The organism is Thermincola ferriacetica (assembly GCF_001263415.1).
GTDB classification, from domain to species: Bacteria; Bacillota; Thermincolia; order Thermincolales; family Thermincolaceae; genus Thermincola; species Thermincola ferriacetica.
Map to the genome: position 1 here is coordinate 71883 of NZ_LGTE01000015.1, position 13779 is coordinate 85661.

Sequence of the window (13779 nt, forward strand, 5' to 3'; positions counted from 1 at the left end):
CATGCCTGAATTGCCTGCAAAATTCATTGAGAAAATGAAATTGTTACTGGGTGAGGAGGAGTTTAATTTATTTTGTGAAAGTTACGGGGAGGAAGCTGCCCGGGGAATCAGGGTAAATCCGCTGAAAATTTCCCGGGACAGTCTGGTCAGCCGCGTACCCTTTTCTTTGCGCCCTGTTCCGTGGTGCAGGCTGGGATTTTATTATAGCCCCGACGACCGGCCGGGAAAACATCCTTACCATGCCGCCGGTCTTTATTATATTCAGGAGCCGAGCGCTATGGCCGTCGTCGAAATATTACAGCCCCAACCAGGGGAACGGATATTGGATTTATGCGCCGCTCCGGGCGGTAAATCTACTCATATTTACAGCTACCTGGGCCATACAGGACTGTTGGTTGCTAATGAAATTAATGCCAACCGGGTGAAAGCCCTTGCCGAAAATCTGGAACGGTGGGGGGCCAGGAACATCCTGGTCACTAATGAAACACCGGAAAAATTGGCGGAGCGTATGCCTGCCTATTTCGATAAAATTCTTGTTGACGCGCCCTGTTCCGGGGAAGGGATGTTCCGCAAGCTTCCTGAGGCTTGCCTGGATTGGTCGGAAGGGAAATCGCAGCGCTGTGCCGCCTTGCAAAAAAATTTATTGGCACAGGCGGCGTCAATGCTTAAACCGGGAGGCGTTTTGGTATATTCGACCTGCACTTTTTCTCCAGAGGAAAACGAAGAACAGGTAAACAGTTTTTTACAGGCACATAATGACTTTGAAATATGCCCGGTCGAAAATGATTGGCTTGCGCCGGGGACCTTAGCAGGTACGGTGCGGATTTGGCCCCATAAAGTACAAGGGGAGGGACATTTTGTGGCCCGGCTGCGGAAAAAAGGCGATGCCGGGGCGGGCCAGATACTAAGGGCCGAACAAAAGCTATGGCCCGGCCGAAAGTCAGGGGTCGACAAAATCAACGAGGTTTCACCGGAAGTACAAAAGTTATTTGCGACTTTTTGCCGGGAGACCTTAAATATTGTGCCGGAAGGTCCTTATCTCATGTTTGGCGACCAGTTATATGCTGTATTTGACCGGTTGCCGGAGCTGAGCCGACTAAAAATAAGCCGTGCCGGCTGGCACTTGGGGACGGTAAAAAGAGGAAGATTCGAGCCATCTCATGCGTTGGCTTTGGGCCTGCATGCCGGTGAATGGAAACGTACCGTTAACTTAAGGGCGGACAACGAAGATGTCTACCGTTACCTAAAAGGAGAATCCCTCATAATACAGGGGGGAGAGCAGGGATGGGCGATAGTGACTGTTGATGGGTTTCCGCTGGGATGGGGTAAATTAGTCAACGGCCTGCTAAAAAATCATTACCCCAAAGGTTTGAGATGGGGGTCTGTATTAGGTCGCAATTAATTCACTAACATAACAAAAAAATGTATCCGTCTATTTAGCAGATTCATATTATAAGATGAAACTTGAGTACTGAAAGGAGTAATCAGCATGTGCGGATACAGTCATTACCCCGGAGTAACTTATCCCTTTTATCCACCTATGGGTGGCTGTCCAATGCCATACTATGGATATATGCCCGGTTATATGCCCGGTATGTATCCGGGAATGCCCGGTTATATGCCTGGCTGGCATCCGGACATCTATTCTGCTGAAGCAGCCACAGATACTGAAATACAAGCTGGCGCCAACCCGGAAAATTACGCCGATCCCAATATTTCGGCACAACTGTTTTGGCCTTGGCGTTTCAGGTTTTTCTTCCCATTCTTCTTCCCGTTTTTCTGGTTTTGGTGGTAAAAATAAACTGGCGCTCCCTTGGGAGCGCCTTAATTTACATGCCGCCGAAACCGCCGGACATCATCTGGTCAATAGCCCGGTAATTTTCGATGGTCAGGTTGGTTTCCCAGTGCCCTGTAAGTTTGGCCCAAAGAATAATGCCGAAGAAGAGGCTTAAAAACCCAAGTGAAAATACCAGCGGGCTGATGGGTAATAAACCGAACAATTTAAACTGCAAAGTTCCTTTTTGTGGACAGGCCGATACACAGGAGGTGCAGCCCGTACATTCAGTGGATGCCACCAGGCGCTTTTTCCCCTGTACATCTACCCTGTTTGGGCATACACGGTTACAGGCGCCGCAGTTATGGCAAGTATCATGGTTAATAGTTAAAAATATGGGGCTGAGGAAGCCGAGAACACCGAGCAGGGCTCCATAAGGACACAAGTACCGGCACCAGAAAGATTTAATCAGCACGGAGAGAACAGCGAGAACCAGAATTATGCTCAGGGCTTTGACGCCCAAATTCATGAACATATCAAACATTTTTATATCGGAAACAGCATAATAAGGTATTTTCATGAAAGCTACGGCTTCATCGGTGGGAATCAGGAGTATCATTTTCACGACATAAAAGAATAACAGGTATTTGATACCAAGCAATAAGCGGTCAAGCCACTTTGGAACGTTTAAATTACGGCCAATCAGTTTACGGCCCAGTTGCCCCAAAGTTTCAGACAAGGTACCTATAGGACAAATCCAGGAGCAGAGAGCCCGCCTGAAAACCCATGCTGTGGTAAGTGTAGCAATAAAAATCATTAGTCCGGCTGGGTGTATGGGGTCAATTTCTTTCAGGGCAAATAGAGCTTTAAAAGCTAAAACTGCTGCTATAGGCAAAAATCCTTCGGCCACGGGGGGGCGATGGGGGGCCGGCCCCAGGCCGCTGCCCCTGATATACTCAACAAAGTGGTAAAATTCCCAGGCTGCATAAAGCATGATGAAGGCTACGGCAAACTGAACTGCTTTACGCAATGTAAGTTGACGGTATAATTTTGCCGCCAGCGGATACCTGCTTAGATTTTGTTCCAAATTCAAACGCATATACATTACCCCTTTTTGTTTAATATACCGTGCAAAAGCAGGTCAAGTTTGAGCCGGATATTATTGGTGAGATCATTACCTTGATTGGCTCCGGTCAGAGATGACCATAAAACACCGTGAATCAGCTCGAGGATTATTTCGGGAGGGATATCATTTTTGAATTCACCTGAACTTTGTCCCTCCCGGATCACTTTCAGGAGAATTTCCTTGAAGACCATTCCGTGTCCGACCGGGGCCTGTAAAGTGGGATTCGATTTTTGCAATTGAAGAAAAAAATATGTTAAATAGGAATTCTTTTGGAATGTTTCGCTGACAAGAATCAGAATTTCGGCCAGTTTTGATGAAGCCGGTACGGGTTGGGTTGCTGTTTTTTCAATAGCTGTCCTGGCATCAGCTATTTTTTCATGAATATATTGTTCCAACACATCTTCCTTTGACCGAAAATAGTTATAAAAGGTCCCGGTCCCCAAATCGGCTGCTTCCATAATTTCTGCTATGGATGTTTCTTTTAGCCCATTGTCCACAAAAAGTTGCAGAGCTGCGTCCATAATTTTTTGCCTGGCCAGCATTTTTTTCTTTTCCCGCCGGTTAGGTCTTGCGGCCATTCTTTTCACCCCTTTCTTCCCGGGAACGTTTTTTGAGGGCATAAAAAAGTTATTAATAATGAATGTAATCCATAAATGAATAATGTTCATTTTTATATTAATAAATTTGATCCCACGCGTCAATAGCGAGATATTAATATATTTAACTTTTGCCATTAAAAAACCCTTTCCGTTTTGGTTGGAAAGGGCTAGTTTGTTTTAAGCGGGTTTGGGGCTTAAAAATTATTAAAATAAGTGCGTTTTTGTAATTTTCTGATAATTTTTTAAGCGAGGAACATGCAAAACCTTTAGCACCGGGGCGCCTACCTACATGGGGTATATTTGCGAAGCACTACGGCGATGGGCTTTGTCGAAAATTAAGGGTTTACGGGAAAATGTTTCCTGTGCTATAATGTTAACGGTAATCGTACAATACAATAAAATAATCAACTGCGACTGCGTGCGAAACGAGTCTTTTTTTATCAAAAAAGGTACCGGCAGTGAGAAAGGAGCGCCTGATGAAGTCGATAACTGACAAAGCCAGGTCGATTTTTGGGAGCTTGGCAGCCAAGAATGGAACCTTTTTTTCATCGCTAATTAAAACCGATTTAAAGTTTACTTCGCTATTTAAATCTTCCCGAAAAAAATTACGTTTGCAGAAAACCAAGGAATATTTTAGTAAACACAGTCAAAGAAAACAACATATTATGGCACCGAGACAAACAGTTTTAGCCAAAAAAAGTCCTTCCGTAAGATTTCCTTTCCGGTCTTTTCTGAAAGAAAAAATTTCCCTGTTTACCGCGGTAAAGTTTTTGAGAAAAACCTGCAGTAATACTTTAATAAATATTTGGAGCCGGATAAATTTGGGCGGTTCAAATGGTAAGTGGAAAAAGGCAGTAGTAGTTTTGACCACAGTTTTGTGTTTGGCCGTTATTACCGGTGTATCCGTAGCTTACTCTACTGAAAAGGCGGTGGCAGTAAAGGTAGATGGAAAACAGGTAGCCTTGGTTTCGGATAAGAGGGCAGCCCAAAAAGTACTGGAGCAACTGAAGAAAGAAAAGGCCCACCAGTGGAAGCAAAAGTTAATTATAAAAGAAAAAGTAAACTTTGTTGATACGGAAGCAAAAAGATACCTGATTGCCGATATAGGTGCGTTAAAACCAATACTGGATAAAAAACTGACCTTTGTCGGGGTGGCGACAGGTTTAAAAGTAAATGGGAAAACGGTGGCTATTCTGGCAAGCCGGGCAGAGGCAAATAAAGTCCTCGATACCATTAAGAAAAGATTTACTGCCAATATAAATAATATGCAAACTTTATCCGTAGGATTCCGGGAAAAAGTAGAAATTTCCGAAATTCCTGCTTCGCTGGCAGATGTAGTTACCGTGGACCAGGCAGTGGAAAAACTTATGCATGGTAAAGAAAAGGCCAGGGTACACATAGTGCAAAGCGGCGACTCATTATGGACCATTGCTCGTAAATATGATACCCATGTGGCTGATTTGAAGGCTGCTAACCCGGAAATTAAGGGCGAAAGGCTTGATTTGGGCCAGGAAATAAAACTTGTTAAGGAAGAACCTCTGTTAACCGTTGTAGTAGAGGCGAAAGCTACTGTTAAAGAGACTATCCCCTATAACGTGAAAGTAATAGCCGATAAAAGTATGTGGAAAGGAAGACAAAAAATTAACCAAAAAGGGGAAAACGGTAGCCGCGAAGTTACTTACAAGCTGGTTTTGGCTAATGGAACCGTGGAGAACCGTACCGTATTAAACCAAAAAGTTATTAAACCGGCCAAAGACCAAATAGTTGTAAGAGGAGCCAGGCTGGTTGTGGCGAGCAGGGGCGGCAGCGGTCGTTTGGCATGGCCTACCGGCGGCCGCATTACTTCCCCCTTCGGAAGCAGGTGGGGGAGCATGCATACAGGGTTGGATATTGACGGTTATACAGGACAGCCGGTAGGTGCGGCAGAAGACGGAAGGGTGGTTTCGACAGGTTGGGACGGCGCTTACGGCAAACAGGTTACCATTGATCATGGCAATGGGCTAAGAACAAAATATGCTCACCTTTCTAAAATAGAGGTTTCTCCGGGCGAGTATGTGTCCCGCGGACAATTAATTGGTGAAGTCGGTTCCACGGGTAGAAGCACAGGATCTCACCTGCACTTCGAGGTAATGGTGGGCGGCAGTTTCCGTAATCCTTTACCTTACCTGAAGTAGAGAGAACAATTAAGGAAAATGCTGATAATGGGGAAGCTTAAAAAATAAGCTTCCTCTTATTATCTTTTGGACATGCCCGAATATACCTAAAGGTTGGTAAGTTTGGCTTAGATTATACCTTTTTTTAGACCAAGGGCTGTGTTATAATAAGTTGCGTGTAAGAAATGCGAAAAAATTTAGGGGAGGTTATTTATATATGGCTTTTATGAATAAGAAAAGGCCTAACAAAATTGTCCTTTATGTTTTGGTCGCCATGATTTCCATAGGCTTGTTGGGGTCTGTATCCATTGGTTTTTGGGCTTTTAGTTCCGGCTCTTATTCGAGTGGTACTGCCGTTGCCAATAATGGCAGTAGCGAGGCTAAGGGTAACGCTTATTTTTCCCAAGCCATGGATAAACTGCTGACAAAGAATGATGTGGAAGGCGCCCAAAAACTTTTTAAAGATGCTATTGTCGAATATGAAAAAGCCCTGAAAGAGACTCCCCAAAATAAACTGGTTTTAGGGGACCTGGCCACAGCTTATTTTTATACCGGTAACACGGACAAGGCTATTGAATTAGTAAGGCAGGCCTTGAAAATAGACCCTAATTTTACACAGGCCCGTTTTAATTATGCTATTTATCTTGGAGACGGCAAGAAACAGTATATGGATGCCATCAAAGAGCTACAGAAAATAAAAACCGGTGACCCAAGGTACCAGGATGCGCAAAACCTGATCAAGCAGTACTTTGAGGCTATGTCCGGCCCCAAAAATAAATAGGCGCAGCGATAGTCTTATGAGGGCCAAATGGTATTTCCCCAAGGAAACATTTGGCCCCTTTTTTGGCTTTATGGCGATTATTTCCGGTAGGTACCCTGCCGGCAAAATTGTATAATTTGTATTAGAGGAGAATTTGGGTTTATAAACATTATTGATTTGTTGTTTGTTTTTGGAGAGAACTTGCCAGAGAGGGGGGAGGGCTAGTGAGTTTCCTCGATGCAACCTTTCTTGGTACCAATTTTCTGTTAAAAAAGACGGTACAGTTGGTGTTGGCCCTCTTTATTTTGTTTGTTATAGTGTCCGTGCGGGCTCCCATGCTGTCGAAAACCTATATTTACAGCATATTCAGGGAGCTCAGCAAAGCTCAGATGATGTGGAAAACCCGTTCCTGGAACCAAAATGAGGGAGAGCATTTTATTGTCAGGTATCAAAGTGCCGACCGGGATATAGCCCGGTTGGTTTTGGATGCTGCCGAAAATGCATATATTCCTATCAGAAGGGATTTTGCCTATGCCCCAAAGGATAAAGTGCTTATCGTTGTGTACCCGACCAGGGAATCCTTAAGCAAAAGTTTTGGCTGGGATGCTGATGAAAGCGCCATGGGTGTTTATTGGGCAGGCGTAATCAGAGTGCTGTCGCCCAAGCAATGGATTGAAGCGGATACCCCTGAAGACATGAAGGCCGTTTTTGAAACAAGGGGTCCGATGGCGCACGAATTCACTCATTTGGTAGTTGATTACATTACCAGGGGAAATTATCCGCGCTGGCTTACGGAAGGGATAGCTTTATATCAGGAATTTAAAATTGTTGGGGATGTAGAGGAAGAATACAGGCAGCCTATCTCAGGGAAAGAGTTGTATCCGTTAAATGTGATGGACAGACAATTTGATGCTTTAGCCGACCAGTCCTTGGCATACCGCCAATCCTATGAAGCGGTCCGTTATATTGTAGAAAAACACGGTGAGAGTAAGCTGTGGGAAATATTAGTCAGGCTCTCCATGGGAGAAACCATCAATCAAAGCTTTGAACATGCTTTGGATATGAACCTCGATGAATTTCAAAGTGAATTTGCAGACTGGTTAAAGTCGAATTAGGCCTAAAATCCACTCTTGGATTTTGGGCTTTTTTGGTCTAATTTGTTAACTTCTGGGCAGACTATTATTACCATCTTTGAAGGAGGGGGTTTTTGATGACGAAAGACGAGCAAATCAAAAATGATATAGTGGACCAATTGGAAGCTGCGGGATTGTCTAAGACGGCAGATATTAATATTGATGTTGCCAATGGCGCCGTAACGCTGCATGGAGTGGTTGATGTTCTGGCTGAAAAATGGATGGCCGGAGAATTAGCCCGCAAGGTTTCCGGAGTAACGGGAGTAGACAACAGCTTAACTGTCGCCATGGACAGGCCGGTGACTGATGCCCAGATTTATACGGCCGTCGAGGAACGCTTTAGGAGGCATCCCATGCTTGACCTGCATGACATAGAAATAGGTGTTCATGATGGTGTCGTGTACCTGGAAGGTAATGTTGCGTCTCTGGCGCAAGCCAATAGTGCACTGGAATCGGCGGCAAAAGTTTACGGTGTAAAAAACGTGGTAAACCATTTGAAAATCGGCGCCACTGATTTAGTGAGAGATGAAGCTACATTGGTCAATAATATTGAAACAGCGTTAGCGCACAATACTGTAGTTAACCCGGGGACAATCCGGTTGGAAACAGAGAACAACAAAGTAAGGCTTTCCGGTTATGTAAAAAACCCCGGACAGGCTGAGGCAGTTGAACGGATAGTATCCCAGGTGCCCGGAGTCGGGGAAATTGAAAATAACCTCACTTGTGATGAAATACAGTAAAAATGTTGCCAGCAAAAATACCGCGGTAATCCGAACAGTTCTATACCGGGAAGGTTTAGAACTGTCTTTATGTTGGAAGACCGGCAGGAATATTTACATTTATCGAGAATATACATAAGGTATGACTGTGGACAATCTGAGGAGGTCAAAAACGGAGTGAATAGCTTAATAATTTCGGGAGGGACACCGCTTGTTGGCGAGGTAAAAATAGCAGGGGCCAAGAATGCAGCTCTTGCTATTATTGCTGCTGCCCTATTAACTGATGAACCTGTTATTATCGACAATGTTCCCAACATCAGTGATGTAAATGTAATGCTGGACATCGTTAAGAATCTGGGTGTGGAAGCCGACTGGTGCGAAAAGAATACGATCCGTATTCATGTCCCCGGTGATATTGGGTACCAGACTCCATACGAATTAGTAAAGAAGTTACGGGCTTCTAATTTACTGTTGGGCCCATTACTGGCCAGGCAGGGGAGAGTGGAGATTTCTTTGCCCGGAGGGTGTAATATCGGTAGCCGGCCTATGGACCTGCATTTCAAGGGATTGGCCGGCATGGGTGCCGAGATTGAACTTGAGCACGGCGTAATAAAAGGCAAATGCGACCGTTTAGAGGGTGCCAAAATTTACCTTGATTTCCCTAGTGTGGGTGCCACGGAAAACATAATGATGGCGGCTGTTTTGGCAAAAGGCCAGACGGTCATTGAAAATGTGGCCAAGGAACCGGAAATTGTCGACTTGGCCAATTTCCTTAATTCCCTGGGCGCCAAGGTGCGAGGAGCAGGAACTGACGTTATTCGTATCGACGGGGTGGAACGGCTGCGAGGCGGTCGTTATTCCGTCATTCCGGACCGCATAGAGGCAGGTACCTTTATGGTTGCTGCGGTGGCTACTGACGGCGACCTTCTTATCGATGGTGTGATTACCACCCATATCGAGCCCCTGATTGCAAAATTGAGGGAAGCAGGGGCAGAAATCAGGGAGGAAGACGAAAAGGTACGAGTGCGCCGTCGGAGCAAACTGCGGCCCATAGACATTAAAACCTTACCCTATCCGGGGTTCCCCACGGACATGCAGTCGCAGGTGATGGCTATGCTTACCACCGTAAAAGGCACCAGTGTAATTGTGGAAAATATCTTTGAAAACCGGCTGCAGGTTGCCGATGAATTCAAACGCATGGGCGCCAAAATAAAGGTAGAAGGCCGTACTGCTATTATTCAGGGGGTTGAAAAACTGCAGGGAGCCAAAGTTAAAGCTTCCGACCTCAGGGCGGGGGCGGCATTGATAATTGCCGGTTTGATGGCGGAAGGAGAAACAGAAATTTGCAATACCCATTATATAGAAAGAGGCTACGAAGGGATTTATGACAAATTAAATGCACTGGGAGTGAAAACTGCTATAAAATATTAAAGTTTATAAACATTTTATAACGCCCTGGCAGGAAAAAAGAGGATAAAGGCAGAACTATAATTTTATCAATTTTTGTCTAAGGAAGTGGGATAATGTCTAAAGGACCAAGCTTCAGGATTAAGCCGATGGTGCGTTTAGGCCTTATTTTTGTGGCTATTACGGGCGGAGGCACCTTGGTTTGGACTCTTTTTTTGATGCACTATTTTGGGGCCACTCCTGAACAGACAAAACAACTGGTAACAGGCGTTATGCCCGTTGGGGTAATTTCCGGCCTTCTTATCCTCTATATGGTGACCAGGATTTTAAAAAGCATATTCCAGGTATTTCTTCAGGCCACTAACAGAGTGGCGGAAGGAGACCTTACCGGAGAAATATATTTTCCTACCAAAGATGTTTTTGGGCGAATGGCCACTGCTTTCAACAAGATGGTTAAGGACATAAGGGATACTGTTCAGCAGAGCGCGTCAACGGCCAATAATGTGGCTTGCGAGTCTCAGCAGGTATATGATGCCACTCAGGAAGCAACCGCTGCTCTGCAGCAAATTTCTGCTGCCATACAGCAAATAATGGGTGGTACGCAAGGGCAAGCATATCAGTTAAATGAAACATTGCAGGTCATGCGGGATTTATCGGCTGCCGTACAACAGATTGCCGCAAGTTCCCAAAATGCTCACGGCGCTTCCCAAAACGCCTCCCGGTTGGCCATTAAGGGCGCTAATGAAGTTGAACGGGCTGTGCTAAAAATGAACAGTATTTCTGAAACCGTGAAGAGATCGGCCCAGGTGGTAAAAACCCTTAATGAAAGGTCCGAACAGATTGGCGAGATAGTCAACGTGATTACCAGTATTGCCGATCAAACTAACCTACTGGCTTTGAATGCCGCTATTGAGGCGGCTAGGGCAGGAGAACACGGCCGGGGTTTTGCCGTGGTTGCAGATGAAGTGAGAAAATTGGCCGAGGGTTCCGGTAAAGCTGCTCAGCAGATTGGCGACCTGATTAAGGAGATCCAGTCAGAAACAAGCATGGCGGTTAATGCCATGGTTGTTGGTTCTAAAGAAGTTGAAGAGGGAGTAGTTATAGCATCTGACGCTCAACAGGCTCTCAAGGAAATTGTTGAGACGGTGGAAAATACAGTTGATATAGTTCAGGAAATTTCGACGGCGGCCCAACAGCAATCAGCAGGCATCACGCAGGTTGTTCAGGCCATAGATAAAATTAATAATATTGCCCAGCAAGTGTCATCGGCGGTTCAACAGGTTTCGGCGGCCGCTCAGCAGCAGATGAATACCAATGAACAGGTAACATTGAATGCCCAGCGGCTGGCTGAGGCAGCTGATGAGTTGAGGAAAAAGATAACTAAGTTCAAAGTATAGCCATAACAAAAAATATAGCTTGAAGTTGTGAGGCCATGGTATAATAACTATGGTCTTGATTTTTTAGAGAATGTTCATCATCAGGACCGGTATTGCTGCTTGCAATATTTTATCCAATTGTGTTAAGTTAAGGAAGTGAAATATATTTGGTGGCTACAGAAATACTGGAAATAGATGTGGGTGGCCGGTTTTTTAAGGTTAGGGCCGTGAAAGACATAGATTCTCTTTTGAATCTGGTCAAAACCAACGATGATGTTCCGTTTTGGGCGGTTTTATGGCCTGCCGCCATCGGTATGGCCCGGTTTTTATGGCAAGGGCCGGACCTCACAGGGCAAAAAATCCTGGAACTGGGAGCGGGGTTAGGATTGGCCGGCATAGTTGCTGCCGCTAAAAACGGGGTTGTGTATCAGACGGATTTATTTCCGGAAGCCCTTGATTTTTGCGCTTTTAATGCGAAACTGAACAAAGTAGGGAACATAAAAAGGATTCAGGCCGATTGGCGTAGTTTTGAGATAACAGAGGATTTCGATATTATACTTGGTTCTGATATACTTTACGAACCGACATTATATCCTTATCTAAAGAGTATTTTTTACAGGCTGTTAAAGCCGGGCGGAAGGATAATCCTTTCTGACCCGGGCCGTAAAGACGCCCAGGAGTTTATCTGCGGGTTGGGGCAGGAAGAATTCGGTGTAGCAGAATGTCGGTTTAATGTGGAAGACAGCGGGCTGCATTACCGGGTTACTGTTTATACACTGAAGTTAGGCTGATCGTAAATTTAAATGCGGAACAGTAGGGAAAGGGGCCCTCATGAAGGTTTGTACTTTGGCTAGTGGGAGTTCTGGAAACTCAATATTTATCAAATCTGATAATACGTCCGTGATTGTTGATGCCGGAATGAGTGGAAAGGCTTTGGAAGCAAAAATACAGGCTATGGGGGAATTATGTGAGAGTCTTTCCGCTATTTTAATAACTCATGAGCATAGCGACCATATAAAAGGTGTTGGAGTTTTGGCCCAACGTTATGATTTGCCTGTCTATGTGACGGAAAAAACCTGGCGGGCTTTGCAGTTTAGCCTGGGCAAAATACATGAACAGCAGGTATGTTGTTTTAGGCCCGGCCATGTCCTGGAAATTGACTCTTTGAAAATCGAGACTTTTTCCACATCCCACGACGCAGCCGATCCCGTCGGATATGTTTTCTACGAGGGGGATACCAAGGCGAGTATTATCACGGATACGGGCTGCATGACCTCGGAAATCGTGAAAAAAGTCCGGGGATCTCATTATTTTATTCTGGAAGCCAACCATGACATCGATATGCTGCAAAGAGGGTCTTATCCCTGGCCTCTGAAAAAACGGATATTAGGCAACAGGGGGCACTTGTCCAATATTGTGGCGGGGCATAGTTTAGTTTCCCTTGTTTCGGGACAAACTAATTCCGTTACTCTGGCTCATTTGAGTGCGGAAAATAATAAACCTGACCTGGCTTTTACCACGGTTTCCCGCATTTTGGCAGAAAACGGCCTGACAGCGGGTGAAAATATTAACTTGTCGGTAGCTCCACGGTATGTACCGGGGCTGATATGGGACAGTTCTAATTACAGGTGACGCAGATCAACCACAATTTGTTGCTGAAACAGAAAACAATAATTAATCCAAAGCGTAAAATGATATGCTGGAGATACTATTATCAAGCTTCAGACGCGCGCCTTGATTATTTAGCATAATTATGATAAAATTATGCTAAGCAAAATGTGGAGGTGTTATTCTATGCCACAGATTAGGCCGGTATCGGATTTGCGAAATAATTTCGCAGAGATTTCAAGGGTTGTCCACGAAACCTCCGAACCTGTTTTTCTTACAAAAAATGGGTATGGAGATATGGTTGTGATGAGCTTTGAAGCTTACGAAAAGCTACAATTTGAAAGTGAAGTGTATTTCAAATTGAAGGAAGCGGAATTGCAAGCAAAACAAACCAATCAGCGTTTTTCCCATAAAGAGGTTTTCGACAGTTTGAGGCAAACTTTACAGGAAAAGGCAGACGACGGAAATGTATGAAATCATTTTCCTTCCCATAGCCAAGCAGGATATAACGGACATTATCCTGTATATATCCGACCAGTTAAATGCGCCAAAGGCGGCAATGGATCTGCTGGAGGCATTAGAGTATTCTATCTCCCTGTTGAGGGATTTTCCTTATGCACACAAGATATACCGCCCTATAAAGCCTTTGGGAGAAGATTATCGAATGTTGATTGTGAAAAATTATGCTGTTTTTTACGTTGTTCGGGAAGAGGAGAAAATAGTTGAAGTCCATCGCATAATATACGCAAAGATGGATTTGACAAAATTGTTCAAGTAAAAATACTAAAACTATAAAAAGGCAAAAATCAATAAACCTGTATTTATTAGCACTTCTTCGGAGGTGCTTTTTCTATGCCCGAAAAAGGGGGGTGATGCTTTGCGCATACCTTTTTTCTCAGGGTTATTCCCCCATCCACATGGCCAAGGAAGCAATAGGGCTTGCCTTGGCCACCGAAGAATACGGGGCGTAGTTCTTTGCCAACGGAGCCAGGCCCGGCGGTATCCTGGAACACCCCGGCGTGGTCAAGGACGGCAGGTACAGAAGAAGCGACCAAAGCCACCCAGCAGGTGGCCCAGACCATAGAACAAGTGGCTAAAGGTTCTACCGAACAATCCAAAAACGT

The 13779-nt window shown here is 44.8% G+C and carries 15 protein-coding genes and 1 pseudogene; 14 read left to right on the top strand and 2 right to left on the bottom strand.

The window, feature by feature from the left end; translation table 11 throughout:
- The first annotated feature begins 1 nt into the window (after window position 1).
- On the top strand, window positions 2-1402 hold the full coding sequence (locus Tfer_RS10395) for an RsmB/NOP family class I SAM-dependent RNA methyltransferase (RefSeq protein WP_052218350.1): 1401 nt from the start codon (window positions 2-4) through the stop codon (window positions 1400-1402).
- A 153-nt stretch (window positions 1403-1555) separates the two neighbouring features.
- Complete coding sequence (locus tag Tfer_RS10400; protein WP_041587630.1) at window positions 1556-1795, top strand: hypothetical protein; 240 nt, start codon at window positions 1556-1558, stop codon at window positions 1793-1795.
- Window positions 1796-1829: 34 nt separating this feature from the next.
- Here the strand turns inward: Tfer_RS10400 and Tfer_RS10405 are convergent, their stop codons facing one another.
- Window positions 1830-2873 (bottom strand): 4Fe-4S binding protein, encoded by a 1044-nt coding sequence (locus Tfer_RS10405; protein WP_052218351.1) that lies wholly within the window; start codon window positions 2871-2873, stop codon window positions 1830-1832.
- A gap of 5 nt (window positions 2874-2878) precedes the next feature.
- Window positions 2879-3478, bottom strand: a complete 600-nt coding sequence (locus Tfer_RS10410; protein WP_160315555.1) for a TetR/AcrR family transcriptional regulator — start codon at window positions 3476-3478, stop codon at window positions 2879-2881.
- Between the two features lie 346 nt (window positions 3479-3824).
- Between Tfer_RS10410 and Tfer_RS16585 the strand changes: the two genes are divergently transcribed.
- From Tfer_RS16585 to Tfer_RS16945, 12 genes and pseudogenes are all read left to right on the top strand, one after another.
- Entirely contained in the window at window positions 3825-3992 is a 168-nt protein-coding gene (locus Tfer_RS16585; protein ID WP_160315556.1) for a hypothetical protein, read from the top strand.
- Between the two features lie 328 nt (window positions 3993-4320).
- A complete protein-coding gene (locus tag Tfer_RS10420) occupies window positions 4321-5673 on the top strand; it encodes a peptidoglycan DD-metalloendopeptidase family protein (RefSeq protein ID WP_160315557.1) in 1353 nt (450 codons plus the stop codon).
- 196 nt (window positions 5674-5869) lie between these two features.
- On the top strand, window positions 5870-6433 hold the full coding sequence (locus tag Tfer_RS10425; protein WP_052218354.1) for a tetratricopeptide repeat protein: 564 nt from the start codon (window positions 5870-5872) through the stop codon (window positions 6431-6433).
- A 203-nt stretch (window positions 6434-6636) separates the two neighbouring features.
- A complete protein-coding gene (locus tag Tfer_RS10430) occupies window positions 6637-7527 on the top strand; it encodes a peptidase MA family metallohydrolase (protein WP_052218355.1) in 891 nt (296 codons plus the stop codon).
- A 95-nt stretch (window positions 7528-7622) separates the two neighbouring features.
- Window positions 7623-8285 (top strand): BON domain-containing protein, encoded by a 663-nt coding sequence (locus Tfer_RS10435; RefSeq protein WP_052218356.1) that lies wholly within the window; start codon window positions 7623-7625, stop codon window positions 8283-8285.
- 156 nt (window positions 8286-8441) lie between these two features.
- Window positions 8442-9695, top strand: a complete 1254-nt coding sequence (gene murA, locus Tfer_RS10440) for a UDP-N-acetylglucosamine 1-carboxyvinyltransferase (RefSeq protein WP_052218357.1) — start codon at window positions 8442-8444, stop codon at window positions 9693-9695.
- A gap of 92 nt (window positions 9696-9787) precedes the next feature.
- Window positions 9788-11068 carry a methyl-accepting chemotaxis protein gene (locus Tfer_RS10445; protein ID WP_052218358.1) on the top strand — a complete coding sequence of 427 codons (1281 nt, stop codon included), beginning with the start codon at window positions 9788-9790 and terminating at the stop codon, window positions 11066-11068.
- A gap of 149 nt (window positions 11069-11217) precedes the next feature.
- Window positions 11218-11838 (top strand): class I SAM-dependent methyltransferase, encoded by a 621-nt coding sequence (locus tag Tfer_RS10450; RefSeq protein WP_152909033.1) that lies wholly within the window; start codon window positions 11218-11220, stop codon window positions 11836-11838.
- 40 nt (window positions 11839-11878) lie between these two features.
- Window positions 11879-12679 (top strand): MBL fold metallo-hydrolase, encoded by an 801-nt coding sequence (locus tag Tfer_RS10455; protein ID WP_052218360.1) that lies wholly within the window; start codon window positions 11879-11881, stop codon window positions 12677-12679.
- A 162-nt stretch (window positions 12680-12841) separates the two neighbouring features.
- Window positions 12842-13129 (top strand): type II toxin-antitoxin system Phd/YefM family antitoxin, encoded by a 288-nt coding sequence (locus Tfer_RS10460; protein ID WP_013119085.1) that lies wholly within the window; start codon window positions 12842-12844, stop codon window positions 13127-13129.
- Window positions 13122-13433, top strand: a complete 312-nt coding sequence (locus tag Tfer_RS10465) for a type II toxin-antitoxin system RelE/ParE family toxin (protein ID WP_052218361.1) — start codon at window positions 13122-13124, stop codon at window positions 13431-13433. Before Tfer_RS10460 ends, Tfer_RS10465 begins: the two co-directional genes overlap by 8 nt.
- A 121-nt stretch (window positions 13434-13554) precedes the next feature.
- Window positions 13555-13686, top strand: a pseudogene (locus Tfer_RS16945) (phage portal protein); the annotation flags it as partial.
- Window positions 13687-13779: the final 93 nt, after the last annotated feature.